Genomic DNA, 23648 nt, shown 5'->3' with positions numbered 1-23648 from the left:
TTCTTTGTTGAATTGAAAAATAAATTAACAGTAAGCACAAAAAAAGAACTGGAAGATACCAGCTCTTTGTCTTGAATATTTCTAAGCTCACAGAAGTATCTTACTTAGAAGCTTGTTCTGTTTCTTGTTCTTTAAGAGCAGCTTTACGAGATAAATTCACACGACCTTGTTGATCGATTTCTTTTACTTTCACAAGCATTTCTTCGCCAATATCAGCAATATCCTTCACATTTTTAACATGTTCTTCAGCTAATTCGCTAATATGGACAAGACCATCTTTTCCAGCAAAAAGTTCAACAAAGGCTCCGAATTTTTCAATACGTTTCACCTTACCAAGATAAATTTCTCCAACTTCAACTTCGCGTACTAAATCTTCAATGATTTTTTTCGCTACATCAATTTTTTCACTTTCAGTAGAAGAAATGAAAATTGTACCATCTTGCTCGATATCAATTTTAACTCCTGTTTCTTCAATGATCTTATTGATCTGTTTTCCACTTGGTCCAATAACATCACGAATTTTATCAGGGTTGATTGCAAATGTCTTAATTTTTGGTGCGTACTGAGATAATTCACTGCGTGACGATGGAATCGTTTCAGTCATGTGATTCAAGATATCCATACGACCTTTTTGCGCTTGAGTCAATGCTTCTTCTAATATGTCTCTAGATAGCCCTTCAACTTTGATGTCCATTTGTAGCGCTGTTACACCTGCGGAAGTTCCGGCTACTTTGAAGTCCATATCTCCTAAAGCGTCTTCCATACCTTGGATATCTGTAAGAACGGTATAGTTGTCTCCAGATTTCACAAGACCCATCGCAATTCCTGCAACTGGTGCTTTAATCGGAACACCTGCATCCATCATTGCCATAGTACCCGCACAGATACTTGCCTGGGAAGTAGAACCGTTAGATTCAAGGATTTCTGACACGACACGGATTGTGTATGGGAAATCTTTTTCAGAAGGGATAACTGCTTCTAAAGCACGTTCACCCAAAGCACCATGTCCGATTTCACGACGGCCAGGTCCTCTGATTGGTCCTGTTTCACCGACACTATACTGAGGGAAATTATAATGATGCATAAAACGCTTCTCTTCAGCAAGGTCTAATCCATCAAGTATTTGAACATCACCTAATGCTCCTAGCGTACAAACACTTAGTGCTTGGGTTTGTCCACGAGTAAACATTGCAGAACCGTGTGTACGAGGTAAAACTTTCGTACGTGAAGAAAGTGGACGAATTTCATCGACACCTCTACCGTCAGGGCGAACCTTCTCTTCAGTGATCAATCGACGGACTTCTTCTTTCACAATAGAATCCAGTACATCTTTAACTTGCTTGATGACGTCCTCTTCAACTTCCTTTTCTTCGAAGGATTCAATCACAACTTGTTTGACGTCTTCTATTGCGTCCTCACGGGCTTTTTTCTCTTCTGTTTGAATCGCTGCAACTAAGCGGTCTTTTGCAAGTTTCTCAACTTCTTCAGCAATTGTTTCATCAGGAGTGAATAAAGGAATTTCAGTTTTTTCTTTCCCTACTTCTTCGATTACTTTCTCTTGGAATTCACACAGACGTTTGATTTCTTCATGACCAAACATGATCGCTTCTAACATCGTTTCTTCTGGCACTTCTTTAGCACCTGCTTCAACCATGTTGACAGCATCTTTGTTTCCAGCAACAGTCAATTGGATATCACTTTTTTCCATTTGTTCGATTGTCGGATTGATGACGAATTCATTATCGATTCTACCTACATTTACTCCTGCAATCGGACCGCCGAAAGGAATGTCTGATACACAAAGGGCGATCGAGGAACCGATCATTGCTGTAATATCTGAAGGGCAGTCTTGATCAACACTCATTACTGTGCTAATGACTTGAACTTCATTTCTGAATCCATCTGGAAACATCGGACGAATCGGACGGTCAATCAAACGAGAAGTCAGAACAGCTTTGTCACTAGGACGACCCTCACGTTTTATGAATCCGCCTGGTATTTTACCAACAGCATAAAGTTTTTCTTCGTAATTGATTGTTAAAGGAAAGAACGGTAAGTCTTTAGGTTTACTAGAAGCTGTTGCAGCCACCATTACAGATGTATCTCCGTAACGGACCATTGCAGCACCGTTTGCCTGTTTAGCTACTTCACCAATTTCAAAAGTCAAAGTTCTTCCTGCTAAATCTATTGAATATGTTTTCATTTCATTGGACATAAATCTTACGACCCCTCTCAAATCTATTGCTATATGTAATTATGGTGAAAAGTCCCACAACATATACAATAAAATATTCTGTAGAATGAAAGAAAAAGCGGGTCTTCGCCCGCTTTTCCAGTCTTATCTACGTAGTCCAAGTTTTTGAATTAAGTCACGGTAGCGCTGAACGTCTTTGTTACGTAAGTAGTTTAACAAGTTACGACGTTTACCAACCATTTTAAATAATCCACGACGAGAATGATGGTCTTTTTTGTGCTCTTTGAAATGACCATTCAACTCAGTGATTTGTTCAGTTAGGATAGCGATCTGAACCTCTGGAGATCCAGTATCATTTTCATGAGTCTTATATTCATTGATAAGCTCATTTTTACGCTCTTGTGTTATAGCCATCCTGTTCACCTCCTAATCTTAGTAATCCCCTGTTTCCTAGCGTTCGCTGGAGAAGCGAGAAGCCAAGAAAAAGGTTGTTTTCCATACAATCATACGATACATTTTTTGAAGGAAAATTGCAAGTCATATCCTACAATCGATTAAAGAATTTTTTTGTTTGTTTTTCATCCTCGTTCATCTGTTCAACCAATTCATCTACAGAAGAAAAGGTTTCTTCATCTCTTAAATAATGATGGAATTTCACCTCAATGGTTTCACCATAAATATCAGCATCAAAATCAAAGAGATAAACCTCTACAGATGGTTTTTCGTGTATATCTTCAAACGTAGGGTTAAAACCGATGTTCGCCATTCCGGAAAGGTGTTCATCATTTACCGTTGCGGTTACCGCGTAAACACCGACTTTAGGTACTAACATTTCGCTGTCAATGTCTAAATTTGCAGTGGGGAAACCGATGGTACGGCCTCTCTGATGACCTTTCTTTACTGGTGCACGAAGAGAGAAAACTCTACCTAAAAGCTCATTTGCTGTTTTCATGTCACCATTTTTCACAGCCTGTCTAATGTAAGTGGAACTGACTTTTTCTTCCCCTAAAGTAACTTTATCGATTACGCTGAATTCAATCGGTTCATCTGTATACTCCGGAAGATTTTCAAGTTTTCCCTTACCTTTATAACCAAATGAAAAATCAAATCCCCCGATAATGTGTTTTACATTTAAGTCAATGAAATAATGTTCTACGAATTTTTCTGGTGACAACTTAGACAATTCCTGACTGAAAGTAACAACAAATACATAATCGATTCCCATTGATTCAAATATCGATATTTTTTCATCAAGGGTCGAAATTAAGTGATCATGTAATTCTTCTTGTTTAATGACTGATTTGGGATGAGGATCGAAAGTCATGACGGCCGATTTGATGTTTTTTTCATCTGCAATGTCTATTGCATGCTGGATAACATGTTGATGACCAATATGTACGCCATCAAAATAACCAACGGCTACAGTTGATGGGTCAAATGACTGTGATGATGCATCTTCTGGTTTGGATAGTCTGAATACTTTCATGTTTCCACCTTCCTTACACTAGTACTTTTACTGGCTTCATCAGCCCTGTTTTTTTAGGGTGGGGTTGATAAATAGCTATCAAAGCTCCATTAGGATCAATAACCTTAAACATTTTTTCCTCAGTTAGTTCCTCAGGAATCGGTAAAACTTGTCCTTGATGGAAACGAATCAGCTCGGTGTCTGTGATGACATATTCACGCAGTTCTGGTAAAGCATATTTCATAGGTAAAAATATACGATCAAAATCCTCATCGTCCACCGCTTGTTGTATTTGTGAAAAAGTTACACTGTCATCAGAAACGAAAGCGCCAGATTGTAGGCGAGTCAATTCAGACATATGTGCAGGATAACCTAAAGCTTTTCCTATATCTACACATAAAGTGCGAATGTAGGTACCCCCTGAGCAGTGTACATTGAATGTGAAACGCACATCCATATCTCCTACCCGGACCAGTTCACCAGATAGGAGAGTTATATTATGTATTTTGACAACCCTTGATGGTCGTTCAACTGTTAATCCTTCTCTCGCATATTCATATAGTTTCATGCCGTTTACTTTTACAGCTGAATACATGGGCGGAATCTGATCAATTTCACCAATGAAATGATTCAAAGCTTTCTCGCATTCTTCAATTGATAATTCACGATCAACTTCTTTGGTTTCGACGGTCTCTCCTGTGAAATCTTCTGTAGTGGTTGAGCGGCCTAATGAGATTTCAGTTCGGTATTCTTTTTGATGTTGAGTCATTAAAGATACGATTTTTGTAGCTTTACCGATGCATATAGGTAAAACTCCTTCAACCTCTGGGTCCAGGGTGCCTGTATGACCAACCTTTTTAGTTTTCATTATTTTCCGGATCCGATCGACACAATCATGGGAAGTCATTCCTTTTGGCTTCCACAGAGGGATGATTCCGTTCATTTTTAAACCTCCATTGTGAGACACTTATATAGATTTAGAACTAAGATCAAAAAGTCTCAAACGATTTACTTGTATGTACCATAAGAAAAGCGCAAGTTCCCTGATAGAAACTTAGTGACTGGAGCTAGACAATTTAACGCCCACATTTTATATTTTCTTACAGGCTAAAATAATTTTACAACCTCTGAAATAACATATTCGTCATCGCAGAGGTTGCACAATTTCATTATTCGACTCGATTTACTCTTCATTCAGGTCTTGGATGATACGCTCGATTTTATTACCTCGCTCGATCGCTTCATCTATTTCAAACGTGATTTCAGGAGTTTTTCTAAGTCTTATTCTCTTACCGATTTCTGAACGGATGAAACCTTTTGATTTTGCCAAACCAACAAGTGTTTCCTCTTTTTTCTCTTCGTCTCCAAAAATAGAAATGAAAACTTTTGCTTGTTGAAGGTCACCAGTTACTTCAACACCCGTGACCGTCACAAAACCAACTCTTGGATCTTTTATTTTACGGGATAGGATATCTCCAAGTTCTTTTTTCATTTGTTCCGCTATTCGGTTTGCACGAATATTATTCATCAATGATCACCTCAGCGTGTCTCTTTCCATCAAAGCCATTCATATTCAATAATTGTCACTTCCAAATCAGTTCTACCTTCAATTTGAGCCAGGACATCTTGTAATATTTTCTCAGCCATTACTTTCTGAGTCGATACTGTCGCAATTCCAAAAGCTGTCCTTTGCCAAATATCATGGTAATCAATTTCTGTAATACTGACATTGTATCGATTTTGAATGGAATGAACGGTTTGCTTTACCACTGACCGCTTACTCTTCAACGATTGCACATCGTAAATCATGCACTCGACATAGAGGTAACCGATCATGTGCGTTCAATTTCTTCCATTACAAACGCTTCAATGATATCTCCTTCTTTAATATCGTTGAAGTTTTTGATTGTAATACCACACTCATAATTCGTTTGTACTTCTTTAGCATCGTCCTTAAAGCGCTTGAGAGTATCAATTTCCCCTTCGAACTGAACTACTCCATTACGAATGATGCGTACTCCAGCGTTACGAGAAATTTTACCTTCAATTACATATGAGCCAGCAATTGTACCGATCTTAGATACTTTGAATGTCTCTCTTACTTCAGCTTGACCAATAACTTTTTCTTCATACTCAGGGTCAAGCATTCCTTTCATTGCCGCTTCAATTTCTTCAATTGCTTTATAAATTACGCGGTGTAAACGGATGTCAATATTTTCTGTTTCAGCTGTACGCTTAGCATTTCCATCTGGGCGTACGTTAAACCCGATAACAACAGCATTTGAAGCTGCCGCTAAAATAATATCAGACTCAGTTATAGCTCCGACACCTGTGTGGATGATTTTAATATTAACGCCTTCTACTTCAATCTTTTGTAATGAAGCAGCAACTGCCTCCACAGAACCTTGGACATCTGCTTTAACGATAACATTAATTTCTTTCATTTCACCTTGTTTGATTTGCTCAAACAAGTCATCCAAATTAACTTTTGCAGAAGAACCACGGTCTTCTTCAACCTGCTTTTGAGAACGAAGGTCAGCGATTTGCTTCGCTTGTTTTTCGTCAGTAAATACGACAAAACGATCGCCAGCATGTGGAACTCCATTCAAACCAGTCACTTCGACCGGGGTTGACGGTCCAGCCTCAGTCACACGCTTCCCTAAATCATTGACCATAGCACGCACCCGTCCATATGTGGTTCCAACTACTAGAGAATCGCCAATTTTCAGAGTTCCGTTTTGAACTAAGAAAGTTGCTACGCTTCCTCGACCTTTTTCTAGCTGTGCTTCAATGACAGTACCAGAAGCAGTCTGTTCAGGGTTGGCCTTCAATTCTTCCACTTCAGCAACAAGATTAATCATTTCGACTAAATCATCGATACCTTCACCTTGCAAAGCTGAAAGAGGAACGAAGATCGTGTCTCCACCCCAATCTTCAGGTACAAGCTCATATTCAGTCAGTTCCTGCATGACTCGACTCGGATCAGCACCCTCTTTATCAATCTTGTTTACAGCAATAATGATAGGTACTTCTGCAGCTTTCGCATGGTTGATTGCTTCAACTGTCTGTGGCATTACACCATCATCAGCAGCTACAACTAGGATCGCGATATCAGTTACCTGAGCACCTCTTGAACGCATACTTGTGAACGCAGCGTGTCCTGGAGTATCCAAGAAAGTAATCTTTTTGTTATTTGATTCGATCTGGTAGGCACCAATATGCTGGGTGATTCCACCAGCTTCACCTTCAGTCACTTTTGTATGACGAATAGAGTCAAGTAAAGTTGTTTTACCATGGTCGACGTGACCCATAATAGTTACGACAGCAGGACGTACGATTAAATCTTCTTCATTGTCCTCAACAATATAGTTCTCTAAATCAGTCTTATCTACTACAATTTCTTCTTCAACCTCAACGCCGTAATCATCACAAATCAACTCTATAGTTTCAGAATCCAATTGTTGATTGATTGTAGCCATTACGCCTAACATCATTAACTTTTTAATGATTTCAGAAGAATCTTTTCCTAATTTTTCTGATAGTTCACCAACTGTCAACGATCCTTGATAGGTGATTTTTGATGGCATCTCTTGCTTTTTAGGCGGCTGCTGTTGTTTTTGATTATTATTCTGGTTACGTTGGTTTCTAGAACCTTTATTATTTTGGTTTCTATTGTTATTGCGATTATTGTTCTTATTGTTTTTCTTTGAGTGGTTCGGGTTATTTTGTTGCTTTGATTGATTCTGGTTCTTGGATTGATTTGGTTTATCTTTGGATTGAGTTGATTTTTGGTTGTTTTGGTTATTTTGGTTAGATGACTGTTGCTTTTTATTCTGCTTTTGGTCAGATGCAGCTTCCTTCTTCTTCTCTGGTTGCTCACTTTGTTGTTTAGGTGCCTGACCCTTGTTCAAGCGATTATCTAATTGTCTGATTGTATTTTCACTAATTGTAGACATGTGGTTAGCTACTTCGATATCCAACTGCTTCAGTTCTTGAATGACTTCTTTACTTGATAAATTGTGTTCTTTGGCATATTCATAAATACGCATTTTTTTCATACATTCACCCCCGTGATTAATCACCTAATAACTGTTCAAGCTTCTTTGCAAAACCTTGATCTAAAACAGCAACAGCTACTCGGTCATCCTTACCCAATGCTCTAGATAATTTTTCTCTATTATCAATCAAGTGATAAGGTACTTGATAACTTTTACACTTGTCGGTCAACTTCTTCTTGGTATTCTCAGACGAGTCAGAAGCAATTACTACTAATTTAGCTTCTTTAGAACGAATAGCCTGCAAAATGAGATCTTCTCCCAAGGCTATTTTTCTAGCTCGGTAAGCAAGCCCTAGAATGTTGAAATGTTTTTCTTGCATACTCATTCTCCTACTCGGTCCAGTAGATCATCATATATCGAATCATCCATCTTAACTTTTAAATGTTTTTGTAAAGCTCTGTTTTGCTTGGCGTCTTCAATTACCGAACGATTTCTTTGAATATACGCCCCGCGGCCATTTTGTTTACCACTTTCGTCCACAAAGACTTCACCTTGCTTGTTTTTTACAATTCGGATCAATTCTTTTTTGGGAAGCATTTCTTGTGTAACTACACATTTTCTTAAAGGTTCTTTTTTTCGCTTCGTCATAAAAAGATCAACCCCTTAATTATTCTAGTTCATCTTCTGGTGTTTCTTCTGTCGGATTGTCATCCTCTGAAAAAATCCCATCTTTTTCAGCTTCTGATTCACTTTTGATGTCAATCTTCCACCCTGTCAACTTAGCTGCTAGTCTAGCATTTTGTCCACGTTTCCCTATTGCTAGTGACAATTGGTTATCCGGAACAATAACAGTGGTAGCATGCTCTTCTTCGTTAACTAACACGTCGATTACTTTAGAAGGACTCAAAGCATTTGAAATATATACTACTGGGTCCTCTGACCAATGGACGATATCAATTTTTTCCCCACGAAGTTCATCCACTATTGTTTGTACTCTTTGTCCGCGCTGACCCACGCATGAACCTACTGGATCAACATCCGGGTCTTCCGAGTGGACACTAATCTTAGAGCGATCCCCTGCTTCACGTGCCACTGATTTGATCTCTACTAATCCATCGTATATTTCTGGCACTTCCATTTCAAACAATCGCTTCAATAATCCAGGATGAGTTCTAGAGACAAATACTTGTGGTCCTTTACTTGTGTTCTCAACACGTGTAACAAATACTTTCACACGGTCGTGTACTTCATACTGCTCACCAGGCATTAATTCGTTAAAAGGTAGTTTCCCCTCAACTTTACCAAGGTGAATGAACAGGTGACGTTGGTCCATTCTTTGTACTTTACCTGTCATAATGTCCTCAACACGGTCGATATAATCGTTATAAATAACTCCACGTTCCGCTTCTCTGACTCTTTGAGTAACAACTTGCTTTGCGGCTTGTGCAGCAATTCTTCCGAAATCTCTTGGAGTAACTTCTTCTTCGACTACATCACCGACTTCATATTTAGGGTCGATCTCCTGTGCTTCGTTTAACCCAATCTCTAATTCTGGATCTTCAACCTCTTCAACAATGTTCAAACGAGAAAATACTTTCATCGTACCCTCTTCCTCGTTTAAATCCACTCGGACGTTCGTGCGTGCGTTAAAGTTCTTTTTGTAAGCAGATACAATTGCAGCATCAAGTGCTTCTAGTAAAACATCCTTGTCGATCCCTTTTTCTTTTTCTAAAAACTGAATAGCATCAAATAAATCTGACTTCACCGATTTAACCTCCCTTAACTAAATGAAACAGCAATATTTGCTTTTGCAATCTTCTCAAACGGTATAATGACCTCTTTCTTTCTAGTCTTCACTTGAAAAGATAGTGTGACCTCATCATTTTCAAATGAAAGTAGATCACCGTAGAATTCTTTTTCTCCATCAAATGGCTCGTATGTTTTCACGTGAATGTAAGATCCTACAAATTTCTCGAAGTCATCCCGAGTTTTCAATTTACGTTCTACTCCTGGTGATGACACTTCTAAAAAGTAAGCTCCCTCAACAGGGTCCTCAGCGTCTAGTTTTTCACTTAACCGCTCGCTAACTTTACCACACTCTTCAATGTCAATACCGCCTTCTTTATCAATATATACACGAAGAAAGTGATTCTTCCCTTCTTTTACGAATTCAACATCTACTAATTCGAGATTCATCTCATCAACAATAGGTTGAACGAGTTCTTCTGTCTTCGAAATTACTTCTTTCTTGCTCAACGAATATACCTCCTTCACGAACGCATACATGTTTACATTAAATTTCCCTGCTGGTGACAGCAGGGAAGATAAAACGAAAGAGTGGGGTTCACCCACTCCTTCAAGACTTTACCGTATCTTGTGTATAACTCATTAAAAATATACCATATCCACCTATGCTATGCAACCATTAAATGGATGGTGCGAGCTTACACTACTTCTACTAAAACAAGGATAATTGATTTTCCTCTGGTAGACCTTCCAAGCATCCTTGGTGATCCAAGTATTCTAATACTGTCTTTGAAATTTTACTACGTTCTCTTATGTCCTGTTTTGATAAGAAGTCACCTTGTCCTCTTGCGTTCACAATGTTGATGGCAGCATTAGTACCTAAACCATCAACTGCATTGAATGGAGGGATCAATGTGTCTCCTTCAACAATGAATTCACTAGCTGAAGATCGATACAAGTCTACTTTTTGGAATGAATAGCCTCTTTCATTCATCTCTAAAGTTAATTCAAGTACTGTAAGTAAACTTTTTTCTTTAGGTGAAGCGTCATTACCTTTTTCTAAAATCTCTTCGATTCTCGCCCTAATGGCTTCAGAACCTTTAATCATAGTCTCTAACTCAAAATCTCCAGCACGTACCGTGAAGTAAGCAGCGTAGAATTCAATCGGATGATGGACTTTGAAATAGGCAATTCTGACAGCCATCAAAACATAAGCTGCAGCATGGGCTTTAGGGAACATATATTTGATTTTCTTACATGATTCAATATACCAGTCTGGCACCCCATGTTTCTTCATTTCTTCGATCCATTCATCTTGAAGCCCTTTACCTTTACGGACAAATTCCATGATCTTAAAAGCCAGGGAGTGCTCCAACCCTTTATGCATCAGGTAAACCATAATATCATCACGGCAACCAATAACCTCACCAATCTCACAAATTCCATCATTGATGAGTTCTTGGGCATTACCGAGCCAAACATCTGTACCGTGTGATAACCCTGAGATGATGACAAGCTCTGCAAACGTAGAAGGTTTCGTATCCTCTAACATTTGTCGAACGAAACGTGTTCCAAACTCAGGTACACCTAATGTTCCTGTTTTACACAGTATTTGATCTGCTGTGACACCTAACGCTTCAGGCCCCCCGAATATCTTCATTACTTCAGGATCGTTCGTTGGTACGTCATTAGGATCGATACCTGTCAAATCTTGCAACATGCGAATAACAGTTGGGTCATCGTGTCCTAGAATATCTAATTTAAGTAAATTATCATGAATGGAATGGAAGTCAAAATGAGTCGTCTTCCATTCTGATTTACGGTCATCCGCCGGAAATTGAATCGGCGTAAAATCATAAATCTCTTTATCATCTGGTACGACAATGATACCGCCAGGGTGCTGTCCTGTCGTACGTTTTACGCCTGAACATCCTTTAACCAACCTAGCAATTTCTGCTTGGCGAACCATCATCTGATTATCTTGAGCATAACCTTTCACATATCCAAAAGCGGTCTTTTCAGCAACAGTTCCGATTGTTCCAGCTCGAAATACATTCTCTTCACCGAACAATACTTTCGTATAGTGGTGAGCTTTAGGTTGGTATTCACCTGAGAAATTCAAATCGATATCAGGGACCTTGTCACCTTTAAATCCAAGGAATGTTTCGAAAGGAATGTCTTGGCCTTCTCGAATAAGAGATGCACCACACTCTGGGCATTCTTTTTCTTCTAAGTCGAAACCTGAACCGATCGAGCCGTCTGTGAAAAATTCATAGAAATCACAAGAAGGACAAATGTAATGAGGTGGTAATGGATTCACTTCAGTAATTTCGGTCATTGTTGCTACGAATGAAGAACCAACTGAACCCCGAGAACCAACTAAATAGCCATCATCCAATGATTTCTTCACTAATTTTTGTGAAATCAAATAAATGACAGAGAAACCATTATCGATAATACTCGTCAATTCCTTTTCAAGTCGTTCTACTACGATTTCAGGAAGATTGTCCCCATAAATATTTCTTGCTCTGTTGTAGCACATCTCTCTAATTTCATCATCTGCACCATCTATATTCGGAGTGTACAAATCCTCTTTTACCGGTTTCACATCACCAATTTGCTCTGATACCCAATTTGTATTTGTAATGACTATTTCTTTAGCTTTTTCTTCGCCAAGAAAAGAGAATTCTTCTAACATTTCATTAGTCGTCCTAAAATAGACATCAGGTTGTGTTTGACGATTTAATGGATTACCACTTTGAGAAGCAATCAAAATTTTACGGTAGACCTTTTCATGCGGGTCTATATAATGTGTATTACCTGTAGCGACCACTTTTTTGCCAAGTTTCTCGCCAATATGAATAAGCTTCTTGATCAATTGCTTAATTTGTTGCATAGATTGCACAATCTCTTTTTCTATCAAGTGATAGTAATTCATAGGTGGTTGAACTTCGATATAATCATAGAATTCAGCCACTTTCTCAGCGTCTTCCTCAGATTTTAAAGCGATTGTATCGAACAGCTCACCTTGATCACAACCAGACCCTAAAAGAAGTCCTTCCCGATGACTAGATAACTTTGACCGAGGAATACGTGGCACTCTGTGGAAATAATCAACATGGGCCATAGAGACAAGTTTAAATAAATTCTTCAATCCTTCTTGTGATTGAGCCAAAATGATTGTGTGGAAGGGTCTGGATCGTTTATAAGCGTCACCTTCACCAATATGACGATTCAAATCTTTATGATTAGTAATCTCTTTTTCAATTGTCGATTTGATGAAATTCCATAGTAAATATCCTGTAGCTTCAGCATCATAAATGGCTCTGTGATGCTGAGTCAATTCTATATTCAGAAACTTACAAAGCGTATTCAAACGATGGCTTTTTAGTTCTGGATGTAGAAAACGAGCCAATTCTAATGTATCAATGACTGGATTAGTTACTTTCGGTCGATCCATTCTCTTAAAAGCAGCATTGATGAATCCGATATCGAAGCTCGCATTATGAGCTACTAGAATATCCCCACCCATCCATTCATCGAATTCTTTCATCACTTGTTCGATTTCAGGAGCATCTTTTACCATGTCATCCGTTATTCCCGTTAGATTAGTGGTCGTTTCACTTAGCTTCTGATGAGGGTTAACGAACCGTTCAAAACGATCGATAATTTCACCCTGGTAAATCTTCACAGCAGCCAATTCGATGATTTTGTCATAAGTTGCTGATAGACCAGTCGTCTCGACGTCAAATACCACATATGTTGCCTCTTCTAAAGGACGATCAGCTTCGTTATATGCAATTAAAACTCCATCATCTACGACGTTTGCTTCCAGACCATACAATACTTTAACACCATTTTTTTCACCAGCTTGGTGCGCTTCAGGGAATGCTTGTACAACAGCATGATCGGTAATCGCAATTGCAGGATGTTCCCACTGGGCGGCTTGTTCTACTAAACGAGTAGCTGAAACCGTTGCATCCATTGTACTCATGGTCGTATGAGCGTGCAGTTCGACACGTTTTTCTTCTGAAGCAGTCTGATCTTTTCTAATTACAGGTTTGATTTCATTCAAATCATTCCCCATCATCATCAGTTCATTGGAATAAGTATCTGTTTGAATGCTTCCACGAGCTTTCAACCACATTCCTTCTTTGACCATCTGGAATAATTGTTTCTGTTCTTCTCCTTTTGAAAACAACTTGACCTGGATGGAATCTGAATAATCGGTGATGCTGATAATCAGTAGATCACGTCCTGAACGTAAGTTACGAATATCAACATCAAATACGTAACCTTGAATAGTCATTCTTTTTTCTTCGTCTAATATATTCTGGATTCCAATAGGTTCATCTTGAATCGACTGGCCTAAGACAAGAGGTCCTTTAGGCTTCTCATCTTCACCTGAATTTTTCATGCGTTCCTCTTTATCTTTAATCGCTTGTTGGATATAGTTTCTTTCCTCTTCAACTTTTCGTTGCTGGAATTGGCTGATTTCATTCTCATCTTTAGCTACGTTAATATGTATCGTATAATTTTTTAGTCCTTTTTGGTTACAAAATTCTTGGAGAAGTGGTGTGATTTTTCGTTGAATCATCTGGCTTTCTGTTTCATTTCTCGCGCATAAAATTATTTGGTTACCATTGATTTCTGGTTCTTGTTCACAAAGGTAATCCTTATAAGCGGGAAAAAGATCATGAACAGAATGTATGAACGTTTTCCAGTATTTATTGATTTCTTCATCTGATAGAGACTTATTTTCCGAAGTAATAATAATACTGACCTGGGCGATTTGAAGAAAAGCCTCACGTAATTTCGCTTCGAAAATTTCTACTACTTCGCACGGAAAAGGTTCAGAATTATGAATATGGAACTGCCATTCTTTTCTTTCTTTAATGACGGTCAACCGTTCTAAATAAGCATCGTTAAATTCTCGTTCAACAATTTCTTCAGGCATTTGTATTTGTTGAAGTAAAAGATTCAGTTTTTCTTTTTTTGAAAGGTCCATTAATAGTCCCCCATTTTTCTATGACTCTCATGAAGTTCAGTTTAAATATCACTTTTTGATGTAAAGAACCCCTGCCACTGAGATGGCAGAGGTCTCAAATAGTTCTCTATATATTTTATAATGAATGGAGAAAGTCTACAAGTCGATCAACGTGAATATCTTCTTGTTCACCAGTGTCGCGGTGCTTGAACTCGATATAGCCCTCGCTCGCTCTTTTACCTACAGTGACACGATAAGGTATGCCAATTAAGTCACTATCATTGAATTTAACGCCTGCACGCTCTTTACGATCATCGTATAGAACTTCTAGACCTTTATCGAGAAGTTTCTCGTAAATAGCATCAGCAATTTCTACAAATTCTTCTTTCTTTGCATTCAAATTCAATAAATGGACATTAAAAGGTGTCAATTCCTTCGGCCATAACATACCAGCTTCATCATGATACTGTTCCACTACAGCAGATAATGTTCTGGAAACTCCTATTCCATAACAACCCATCACAAAAGATTGTGTTTTCCCTTGCTGATTTAAGAAATTGGCATTGAGCTTGTCCGCATAAAGCGTACCCAGCTTAAAGACATGACCTACTTCAATACCTTTTGCGAATTGGATCGTACCATTCCCATCAGGTGAAGGGTCACCTTCTTCTATAAAACGTAAATCTGCGAATTGTTTTACCACAAAATCACGTTCAGGAGTCACATTTGTGAAATGGTATCCGTCTTCATTGGCCCCGCAAGTAGCATTGGTTAAGTATTCAACTGCCTGATCAGCGATAATTTCAACATTTTCTGGAACATTGATTGGACCTAACGAACCGAATCCTGCCCCCATCGCTTCACGTGTTTGTGCTTCAGTTGCCAATTCAACTATTTCGGCATCATATAAATTTTTAAGTTTTACATCGTTAACTTCATGATCTCCACGTGTCACAACTAGCACAGGCTGCTCATCGATGATAAACATGATAGCCTTTAAACCTTCTGCTAAAGAATGTCCAAGGAAATCTGCCACCTCTTGCATCGTTTTCGCATTCGGTGTCTCAACCTTCTCTAGAGGTTTCGCTTCATCAGAACCTTTTTGATATGAAGCTACAACAGGTGCCATTTCAACATTTGCAGCATAATCAGACTCAGTCGAGTATGCAATGGTATCTTCACCAATTTCAGATAGAACCATGAATTCGTGAGTATCTTTACCACCCATCGCACCTGAGTCGGCGATTACAGCGCGGAAATTCAATCCGCAACGCTCAAAGATTCTTTTATATGCATTGAAGAGAACATCATATTCATCATCTAAGGATTCATAGGATTCATGGAAAGAGTATGCATCCTTCATTAAAAATTCTCGTCCTCTTAATAAACCGAATCGAGGTCTTTTTTCATCTCGATATTTATTTTGAATTTGGTAGACCGTAAAAGGTAATTTTTTATAAGAGTCTACAACATCACCCATTAAAGAGGTTACCACTTCCTCATGAGTTGCCCCTAGTGCAAAATCACGGTTATGTCTATCCTTCAGTCGCATCAGCTCTTCACCCATCGTATTCCAACGATTAGAATTCAACCACAGTTCAGCTGGCTGAAGGGACGGCATTTGAATTTCTTGTGCTCCTGCACGGTCCATTTCTTCTCGAACAATATTTTCAACTTTTCTCAGGACCCTTTTACCTAAAGGTAAAAAATTGTAGACTCCTGAAGCAAGTTGGCGGATGAAACCAGCTCTTAGTAATAATTGGTGACTCTTAATTTCTGCTTCTGCTGGTTCTTCACGTAATGTAGGAATAATCATTGTACTTTGTCTCATAATAAGCTTCACCTCTAATTACATAGTAATATGCTACATAAACAACCGTTCAATATCATTCCAGGTCACGATAATCATAAGAAGGAACAATAACGCAAAACCTATGAAATGAACAACGCCTTCTTTTTGCGGATCCAATGGTTTCCCTCTTATTGCTTCTAACCCAATGAACAGTAAGCGACCACCGTCTAATGCTGGCAACGGGAGTAGGTTGACTATACCAAGGTTTATACTTAGCATTGCCGTCCAAGTGAAGAAGTTCATGATTCCTGTCTGAACGATGTCGTCAGTTGCTGAGTAAATACCTACAGGCCCTGCTAAAGCATCAAGCGATAATTGTCCAGTCACTAACTGACCTACAGCATTAATTATTAATACAGTAACATCATACGTTTGAGTAAATCCATATTTGATGACATCCCCTGGTGATTTTTCAAAAGAAGCCATTACACCAATCCTGCCGATGGTTTCCCCACGTTCAGTAACTGATCCAACGGTTAACTGATTCTCAACAATTTCACCTTCACGATCAACGCTAATTTGTATATCTTCATCTGGCATGTCTTGAACAGTTAATACGAAATCCATCCAGTCTTCCACTGGATCACCATTAATCGAAACGACTTCATCGCCTTCCATCAGGCCAGCTTGATCAGCCGGAGAATCCTCTTGGATCCCTCCTAAGACAGCTTCTTCTACTGGAACACCCTGTATAAAGCCGAGTCCGATAAAAATAGCGATTGCTAAAAGAAAGTTCATCATGGGTCCTGCAAACACTTGCATACCTTTTTTACCAACTGATTTAGAAGTGAATTGGCGATCATAAGGCGCGATCATCGTTTCTTTTTCATCCATTACGAACAAGGCCTTACGGTCAACCTCATAATGATATTTTTCTTCAGTATCCAAGTCATAGCAATCGACCGTCAAGTCATGATCTAAATCGATTCTTTCAACCTCTACCACTTTTGCGTTAGGGTATTTAGATTTGTTATTGACGATGATTTTATTAACTTTACCAACATCATTGAACTCTAGCCCAATATGATAACCGGGTTTCAAGTCAACAATTTCAGGGTCTTCCCCTGCTACACGCACATATCCTCCGATAGGGAGTAATCGTACAGTGTATAATGTTTCATCTTTTCGATAAGCAAAAATCTTCGGTCCAAAACCGATAGCAAATTCTCTAGCCAGCATTCCTGCTCGCTTAGCAAAAATCAAATGACCTAGCTCATGGATAAACACAAGCAGTCCAAACATGAATATAAAAGCTATAACTGTATTCATGATAAGCACCTTCCTTTAGCCGTTAGCAGCTTTAACTCTCTCTCTTGTTTCTTGGTCCAGTGAAATAATGGTATCTAAATCTGGTTTAGAAATAGTTTCATGATTGCTCACAGCTTTTTCAATTACTTCCTCAATATCAAGAAAAGTTATTTTGTCTTCTAGAAATAGCTGGACGGCTTCTTCATTCGCTGCATTGAAAACAGTTGGTAATGAACCGCCTGTCTTACCTACATTATACGCCATTTCTAAACATGGGAACCGTTCAAAGCTCATTTCCTGAAAATGCAGTTGCCCAAATGATAGTAAATCTAATCCTTGACTCATTCGATAATCTGAACGCCCTGGATAAGTAAGGGCATATTGAATAGGGATTCTCATATCAGGTGTTCCCAGTTGAGCCATGACGCTTTGATCGTTGAACTCTACCATTGAGTGTATGACACTTTCTTTATGCAAAATAACATCTATCTGATCATAAGGAACATCAAATAACCAATGAGCCTCAATTACTTCAAGGCCTTTGTTCATCATTGTCGCAGAGTCTATTGTTATCTTAGCACCCATACTCCAATTCGGGTGCTTCAAGGCATCACTTTTAGTCACACCTTTCAATTCTGCACGACTTCGGTCCCTGAAGCTGCCACCAGACCCTGTTAAAATGATACGCTTGATCGACTCTTTTGATTCACCTTTTAAACATTGATGAATTGCTGCGTGTTCACTATCAACTGGTAGAAGCTCTACATTATGTTTCCTAGCTTCTTCCATGACTAAGTGCCCCGCGGTTACCAAGGTCTCTTTATTAGCAAAAGCGATTTGTTTTTTCGCACGAATTGCATCTAAAGTCGGTTGTAGCCCAATACTTCCGAGAATGGCATTAACAACAATATCGATTTCGTCCAAGCTAGAAATTGTACGTAAAGCCTCCAAGCCGGAGGAAACCTTCGCATCGTAAGTTATGTCTTTTTCTACTTGCTCTTTTATGTTTTCATCTTTAGTTACAATGTATTTCGGCTTCATCTCCTGAATAATCGGTAATGCTTTATCTACCTGAGCTCCAAAAGCAAAGGCATATAATTCAAATTGTTCAGGGTGTTGTTTAAGCACTTCGATCGTTTGTAGACCGATTGAACCTGTTCCACCTAATAAAGTCACTTTTTTCATATCTGAATCCCTCATTGCTTTGAAAATTATTTGATCCCTATTAAATAAGATTTAAAATGTTGGCTAGGAAAAGAACTGAATAAAATGCAAAAACGGAATCATGAAAATCAGGCTATCAAAACGGTCCAAAACACCACCATGACCTGGAAGGATTTTACCAGAATCCTTGATTTGATATATTCTCTTAAAGGCTGATTCAACTAAGTCTCCAATTTGGGCAAGTATAGAAGCTAAAATAGATACTAAGATAACTACTAACATACTTTCATGGATAGTGAATATAAGTTGAAAAACTACTGCTACTATAACTGCACAGACGATTCCACCCACGAAACCCTCAATGGTTTTCTTGGGACTTATAATTGGCCACAGCTTATGCTTACCGAACATTTTCCCGAAGAAGAATGCCCCTGTATCAGTTAACCAAATGATCAGTAGAACGAAAAAGACATACTCAAGTCCTTCCATTCGAGTTTGAATGAAATAAGCAAAACCTAGTCCTACATAAATGGTGGCCAACAAAATAAAAGATACATCGTCAAAATTGAATTGATTCTTCACTAACACAGTGTATGCCATTAATGTAAGCACAACTAAATATAAAACTTCACTTCGGTCCAAATGTATGTATTCGAACAGAGAAAATACTCGATCGTTCAATAAAAGAATCCATAATAAAAAAACACTTAAGAAGGTTGGAAATGATAGTAATGGAATGTGCTTCATTTTAATCAATTCCAACAACCCAACTGTTGCCAATAGATAAATAAAAAGTACAAACGGTAAATTACCGATTATTATGAACGGTAAAAATATTATTAATCCAAAGATTGCTGTTACTATTCGTGTTTTCATCTAGACACACCTTACTATAAGCCGCCAAACCTTCTACCGCGGTTTTGATATTCTAAAATCGCTTCATCTAAGGCCTCGCGATCGAAATCAGGCCAGAATTTATCTGTAAAATAAAACTCAGAATAGGCAAGTTGCCATAATAAATAGTTACTTAAACGTTTTTCGCCACTAGTTCGTATCAATAGTTCAGGATCAGGCATTCCAGAAGTATACAAGCGGTCCGAAACGGTTTTTTCATTAATATCTTTCACCGACAACTTTTCTTCTTGTATGTCCTCATATATACCTTTCATTGCATCTATAATCTCATGTCGACTACCATAATTCAACGCAAAGTTTAATTGAAGACCAGTATTATCTTTCGTTTGATCGATTGAATATTGGACAGCCTCTCTAGTTAATTCAGGCAATGAATCAAAGTTTCCGATCGTTGTCACTCTAACATTATTCTCTATTAAGTCTGGTAAATAGGTGTCAAGAAATTGAGAAGGTAGCTTCATAATGAATTCTACCTCATTTTCAGGTCGCTTCCAATTTTCAGTTGAAAACGCGTAAAGCGTAAGTGCTCCTACTTCAAGCTCAACAGCACGCTCAACAACCCTTTTGATCGTTTTCATTCCTTCTCTATGACCAGCAATTCTAGGAAGACCTCTCTTTTTCGCCCACCGGCCATTCCCATCCATGATAATCGCTATGTGTTGAGGAATATTATTCCTATCTAGTGACTCTGCTTCTTTTCGCTTCTCTTTAGAACGAAAAAACATATAAATCCCTCTCTACTAAATAAACATTAAGCTCTGTTAAAAGTAATTGATAATTTACTTACCACTTATGCGGATTCTTTCAAAGAACAGAATAAGTTTCAACACTAATCTTAACAGAACCAATCAAAATTTAAGAAAAATATAGCTTTCGCTTACTGGAGCGAAAGCTAATCAGTCAAATTTATAAAATACTTACTATACTTCGGTCATTTCTTGTTCTTTATCTTCTAACATTTTATCAATTTCTTTGATGTGTTGATCAGTTTCTTTCTGAACATCATCTTGATAGCTACGTAGTTCATCTTCAGTGATGTCGCCTTCTTTTTCTAGCTTCTTCAATTGATCGTTTGCATCACGACGAATATTTCTAACTTGTACGCGTGCTTCTTCAGCGTATTTCTTTGTTACTTTAACTAAATCACGACGACGCTCTTCAGTCAAAGCAGGAATTTGAATACGGATAACATTTCCGTCATTATTTGGTGTCAGACCTAAATCCGCTTTTTGAATGCCTTTCTCAACATCTCCCATAGCTGATTTATCAAATGGAGTGATAACTAATAGACGTGGTTCAGGAGCTGAAACGGTAGCCAATTGGTTTAATGGTGTGTTAGCTCCATAATAATTTACATACACTGTATCGAGTATAGCCGGGTTAGCTCTTCCCGCTCGTACAGTAGATAATTGGCGTGAGAATGCTTTAACTGCACTCGTCATTTTTTCTCTGCTTTCCCTAATAACTGAATCACTCATTACGACTTCCTCCTAATAATTGTTCCAATTTTTTCGCCATCAATAACTCGCTTGATGTTACCTTTGTCCATGATGGAAAAAACAATTAGTTCGATGTGGTTATCCATACATAATGTGGATGCTGTAGAATCCATTACGCCTAAACCTTCATTCAATAAATCCAGGTATGACAGTTCTTGATACTTTTGAGCATCCTCATTAAGGGTTGGGTCATCATTATAAACCCCATCGACATTATTTTTAGCCATCAAAATAACATCAGCTTCCATTTCAGCAGCCCTTAAAGCTGCCGTTGTATCAGTAGAGAAGTAAGGGTTACCCGTTCCACCTGCAAATATTACTACTCTCTTCTTCTCAAGATGTCTCATTGCTCTTCTACGAATATATGGTTCTGCTACTTGTCTCATCTCAATAGATGTTTGAACCCTAGTCTGAATATCCAGGTTTTCCAGTGCATCTTGAAGAGCTAGTGAATTCATGACAGTAGCAAGCATGCCCATATAATCCGCATTGGCACGGTCCATTCCCACTTCACTACCTATTTTACCACGCCAGAGGTTTCCTCCGCCAACAACAACTGCAATTTCCACTCCAGATTCTTGTACTTCTTTAATTTGCTGGGCAATTGATTTGATGAAGGTCGGGTCAATACCACTGCCCTTTTCTCCACTAAGTGCTTCTCCGCTTAATTTTAAAACTACTCTTTTATATTTAGGTGTCGTCATAGTTACCTCCATTGTACTGTATGTAAGGATATTAAAAAACTTAATAATTCTCAAAAATAGGGAACACTTGGTGTCCCCTATTTGGATTGAAAATTATTATTTCTTAACTTGACTCATAACTTCATCAGCAAAGTTTTCGTCACGTTTTTCCATTCCTTCGCCAACTTCAAAGCGTACGAATGTTGAAACTTGACCACCTTTTGATTCTACATATTGTTTAACTTTTTGGTCTGGATCTTTAACAAATGACTGCTCTAGCAAGCAAATTTGTTCAAAGAATTTTCCAAGGCGTCCTTCAACCATCTTTTCTACGATATTTTCAGGTTTACCTTCGTTCATAGCTTGTTGTTTAAGCATTTCACGTTCTTTATTTGCTTCTTCTTCAGGTACCTCATCACGGGAAATATAGCGAGGGTTAGCAGCAGCAGCATGCATAGCGATGTCTTTAGCTACTTGCTCATCAGTAGTTCCTTCCACTAATGAAAGAACACCAATTTTTCCTCCCATGTGAAGGTAAGCACCAAATGAATCGTTATCAGTTTTTTCTAGGACAACGAAACGACGCAATGAGATTTTCTCACCAATTTTAGCGATAGCTGCAGTAATATATTCTTCAACTGTATCGTCGCCACCGTTAATCTTTTGAGTAGCAGCTTCTTCTACGTTAGCTGGCTTATACTTCAAGATATGAGTAGTTAGATCATTTAATAAAGTTTTGAACATGTCGTTTTTAGCAACGAAGTCAGTTTCAGCATTGACTTCGATCAATACTGCTTCATTTCCTTCAGTAATGATGTGTGCAGAACCTTCTGCAGCAATACGGTCAGCTTTCTTAGCAGCTTTAGACATACCTTTTTCGCGTAGGAAATCAACCGCCGCATCGATATCACCGTTTGTCTCTTGTAAAGCTTTTTTACAATCCATCATACCTGCGCCAGTTTTTTCGCGCAATTCTTTAACCATTTGTGCTGAAATTGCCATAATATTTCCTCCTTGAGAGTGATTATAGTTATTCTTTTTAAAAAGGGTGATAAAAGGTCCCCCTCTTATCACCCTTCACCTTTTTTACTCTTCTACTGATTCTTTTTCTTCTTGATCAGCTAATGTTTCTACTTCTTCTTCAACTTCCTGAGTAGCTTCACCTTGTTTAACTTCTAAAATAGCATCTGCCATTCTTGAAGTCATTAGTTTAACGGCACGGATTGCGTCGTCATTCGCTGGAATGACATAGTCGATTTCATCTGGATCGCAATTCGTGTCAACCATTGCTACGATTGGAATGTTCAATTTATGAGCTTCTGCTATTGCAATGCGCTCTTTACGTGGGTCTACGATGAATAATGCATCAGGGATGCCCTTCATGTCTTTGACTCCACCTAAGAATTTTTCAAGACGATCTTTTTCCTTAAGAATCATAACTACTTCTTTTTTAGGAAGTACATCGAAAGTACCGTCTTCTTCCATTCTCTCGATATCTTTCAAGCGATTCACACGTTTAGTGATCGTTTCAAAGTTTGTTAATGTACCACCTAACCAACGTTGGTTTACATAGTACATACCTGAACGGATAGCTTCTTCTTTCACAGTATCCTGTGCTTGTTTCTTAGTTCCTACGAATAGGATCTTTCCACCGTCTGCAGCAACTTGCTTAATAAAGTTGAAAGCTTCGTCCACCTTCTTAACTGTTTTCTGCAAATCGATAATGTAGATACCGTTACGCTCCGTGAAAATGTAACGCTTCATTTTCGGGTTCCAACGGCGTGTTTGGTGTCCGAAATGTACACCAGCTTCTAGCAATTGCTTCATTGAAATAACTGCCATAATAAATTCCTCCTTAGGTTTTTTCCTCCGCTTAGTTCATTAATGAACGAGGACT

21 protein-coding genes are annotated in these 23648 nt (G+C 38.4%); all 21 read right to left on the bottom strand.

Annotated features, from left to right (window positions below):
* Positions 1-100 precede the first annotated feature (100 nt).
* The 21 genes from pnp to rpsB all read right to left on the bottom strand — a co-directional run bounded on the left by pnp (position 101) and on the right by rpsB (position 23593).
* Entirely contained in the window at positions 101-2215 is a 2115-nt protein-coding gene (pnp, locus tag CEY16_RS02615; protein ID WP_101330412.1) for a polyribonucleotide nucleotidyltransferase, read from the bottom strand.
* A 123-nt stretch (positions 2216-2338) separates the two neighbouring features.
* On the bottom strand, positions 2339-2608 hold the full coding sequence (gene rpsO / locus CEY16_RS02610) for a 30S ribosomal protein S15 (protein WP_101330411.1): 270 nt from the start codon (positions 2606-2608) through the stop codon (positions 2339-2341).
* 130 nt (positions 2609-2738) lie between these two features.
* Positions 2739-3680 (bottom strand): bifunctional riboflavin kinase/FAD synthetase, encoded by a 942-nt coding sequence (locus CEY16_RS02605; RefSeq protein ID WP_101330410.1) that lies wholly within the window; start codon positions 3678-3680, stop codon positions 2739-2741.
* Positions 3681-3693: 13 nt separating this feature from the next.
* The gene (gene truB, locus CEY16_RS02600) at positions 3694-4602 is read right to left on the bottom strand and encodes a tRNA pseudouridine(55) synthase TruB (protein ID WP_101330409.1); all 909 of its coding nucleotides are present in this window, start codon (positions 4600-4602) and stop codon (positions 3694-3696) included.
* A gap of 240 nt (positions 4603-4842) precedes the next feature.
* Positions 4843-5187: a 30S ribosome-binding factor RbfA gene (gene rbfA / locus CEY16_RS02595; RefSeq protein ID WP_101330408.1), complete on the bottom strand. Its 345-nt coding sequence runs from the start codon at positions 5185-5187 to the stop codon at positions 4843-4845.
* Positions 5188-5216: 29 nt separating this feature from the next.
* On the bottom strand, positions 5217-5495 hold the full coding sequence (locus tag CEY16_RS02590; RefSeq protein ID WP_101330407.1) for a DUF503 domain-containing protein: 279 nt from the start codon (positions 5493-5495) through the stop codon (positions 5217-5219).
* Positions 5492-7717, bottom strand: a complete 2226-nt coding sequence (gene infB, locus CEY16_RS02585) for a translation initiation factor IF-2 (protein ID WP_101330406.1) — start codon at positions 7715-7717, stop codon at positions 5492-5494. The genes CEY16_RS02590 and infB overlap by 4 nt, the downstream gene beginning before the upstream one ends.
* 16 nt (positions 7718-7733) lie before the next feature.
* The gene (locus tag CEY16_RS02580; RefSeq protein WP_101330405.1) at positions 7734-8036 is read right to left on the bottom strand and encodes a YlxQ family RNA-binding protein; all 303 of its coding nucleotides are present in this window, start codon (positions 8034-8036) and stop codon (positions 7734-7736) included.
* A 2-nt stretch (positions 8037-8038) separates the two neighbouring features.
* Complete coding sequence (gene rnpM / locus CEY16_RS02575; RefSeq protein WP_101330404.1) at positions 8039-8305, bottom strand: RNase P modulator RnpM; 267 nt, start codon at positions 8303-8305, stop codon at positions 8039-8041.
* Between the two features lie 19 nt (positions 8306-8324).
* The gene (gene nusA, locus CEY16_RS02570; protein ID WP_101330403.1) at positions 8325-9422 is read right to left on the bottom strand and encodes a transcription termination factor NusA; all 1098 of its coding nucleotides are present in this window, start codon (positions 9420-9422) and stop codon (positions 8325-8327) included.
* Positions 9423-9436: 14 nt separating this feature from the next.
* Positions 9437-9943, bottom strand: coding sequence for a ribosome maturation factor RimP (gene rimP, locus CEY16_RS02565; protein WP_101330402.1), 507 nt, complete (start codon positions 9941-9943; stop codon positions 9437-9439).
* Between the two features lie 172 nt (positions 9944-10115).
* Positions 10116-14411: a PolC-type DNA polymerase III gene (locus tag CEY16_RS02560; RefSeq protein WP_101330401.1), complete on the bottom strand. Its 4296-nt coding sequence runs from the start codon at positions 14409-14411 to the stop codon at positions 10116-10118.
* 115 nt (positions 14412-14526) lie between these two features.
* Complete coding sequence (locus CEY16_RS02555; protein ID WP_101330400.1) at positions 14527-16221, bottom strand: proline--tRNA ligase; 1695 nt, start codon at positions 16219-16221, stop codon at positions 14527-14529.
* 33 nt (positions 16222-16254) lie between these two features.
* Positions 16255-17511 (bottom strand): RIP metalloprotease RseP, encoded by a 1257-nt coding sequence (gene rseP, locus CEY16_RS02550; RefSeq protein WP_101330399.1) that lies wholly within the window; start codon positions 17509-17511, stop codon positions 16255-16257.
* A 15-nt stretch (positions 17512-17526) separates the two neighbouring features.
* Complete coding sequence (locus CEY16_RS02545) at positions 17527-18675, bottom strand: 1-deoxy-D-xylulose-5-phosphate reductoisomerase (protein ID WP_101330398.1); 1149 nt, start codon at positions 18673-18675, stop codon at positions 17527-17529.
* Positions 18676-18738: 63 nt separating this feature from the next.
* Positions 18739-19530: a phosphatidate cytidylyltransferase gene (locus CEY16_RS02540; protein ID WP_101330397.1), complete on the bottom strand. Its 792-nt coding sequence runs from the start codon at positions 19528-19530 to the stop codon at positions 18739-18741.
* Positions 19531-19544: 14 nt separating this feature from the next.
* On the bottom strand, positions 19545-20294 hold the full coding sequence (locus tag CEY16_RS02535; protein WP_101330396.1) for an isoprenyl transferase: 750 nt from the start codon (positions 20292-20294) through the stop codon (positions 19545-19547).
* A 195-nt stretch (positions 20295-20489) separates the two neighbouring features.
* Positions 20490-21047: a ribosome recycling factor gene (frr, locus tag CEY16_RS02530; RefSeq protein ID WP_101330395.1), complete on the bottom strand. Its 558-nt coding sequence runs from the start codon at positions 21045-21047 to the stop codon at positions 20490-20492.
* Positions 21047-21772, bottom strand: a complete 726-nt coding sequence (pyrH, locus tag CEY16_RS02525; RefSeq protein ID WP_101330394.1) for a UMP kinase — start codon at positions 21770-21772, stop codon at positions 21047-21049. Before pyrH ends, frr begins: the two co-directional genes overlap by 1 nt.
* 96 nt (positions 21773-21868) lie before the next feature.
* On the bottom strand, positions 21869-22753 hold the full coding sequence (tsf, locus tag CEY16_RS02520) for a translation elongation factor Ts (protein ID WP_101330393.1): 885 nt from the start codon (positions 22751-22753) through the stop codon (positions 21869-21871).
* Between the two features lie 84 nt (positions 22754-22837).
* Positions 22838-23593: a 30S ribosomal protein S2 gene (gene rpsB, locus CEY16_RS02515; RefSeq protein WP_101330392.1), complete on the bottom strand. Its 756-nt coding sequence runs from the start codon at positions 23591-23593 to the stop codon at positions 22838-22840.
* Positions 23594-23648 lie beyond the last annotated feature (55 nt).

The sequence above is a fragment of the Halalkalibacillus sediminis genome, assembly GCF_002844535.1.
GTDB lineage: Bacteria > Bacillota > Bacilli > Bacillales > Alkalibacillaceae > Halalkalibacillus_A > Halalkalibacillus_A sediminis.
This window is presented reverse-complemented; position numbering and strand designations above follow the sequence as displayed.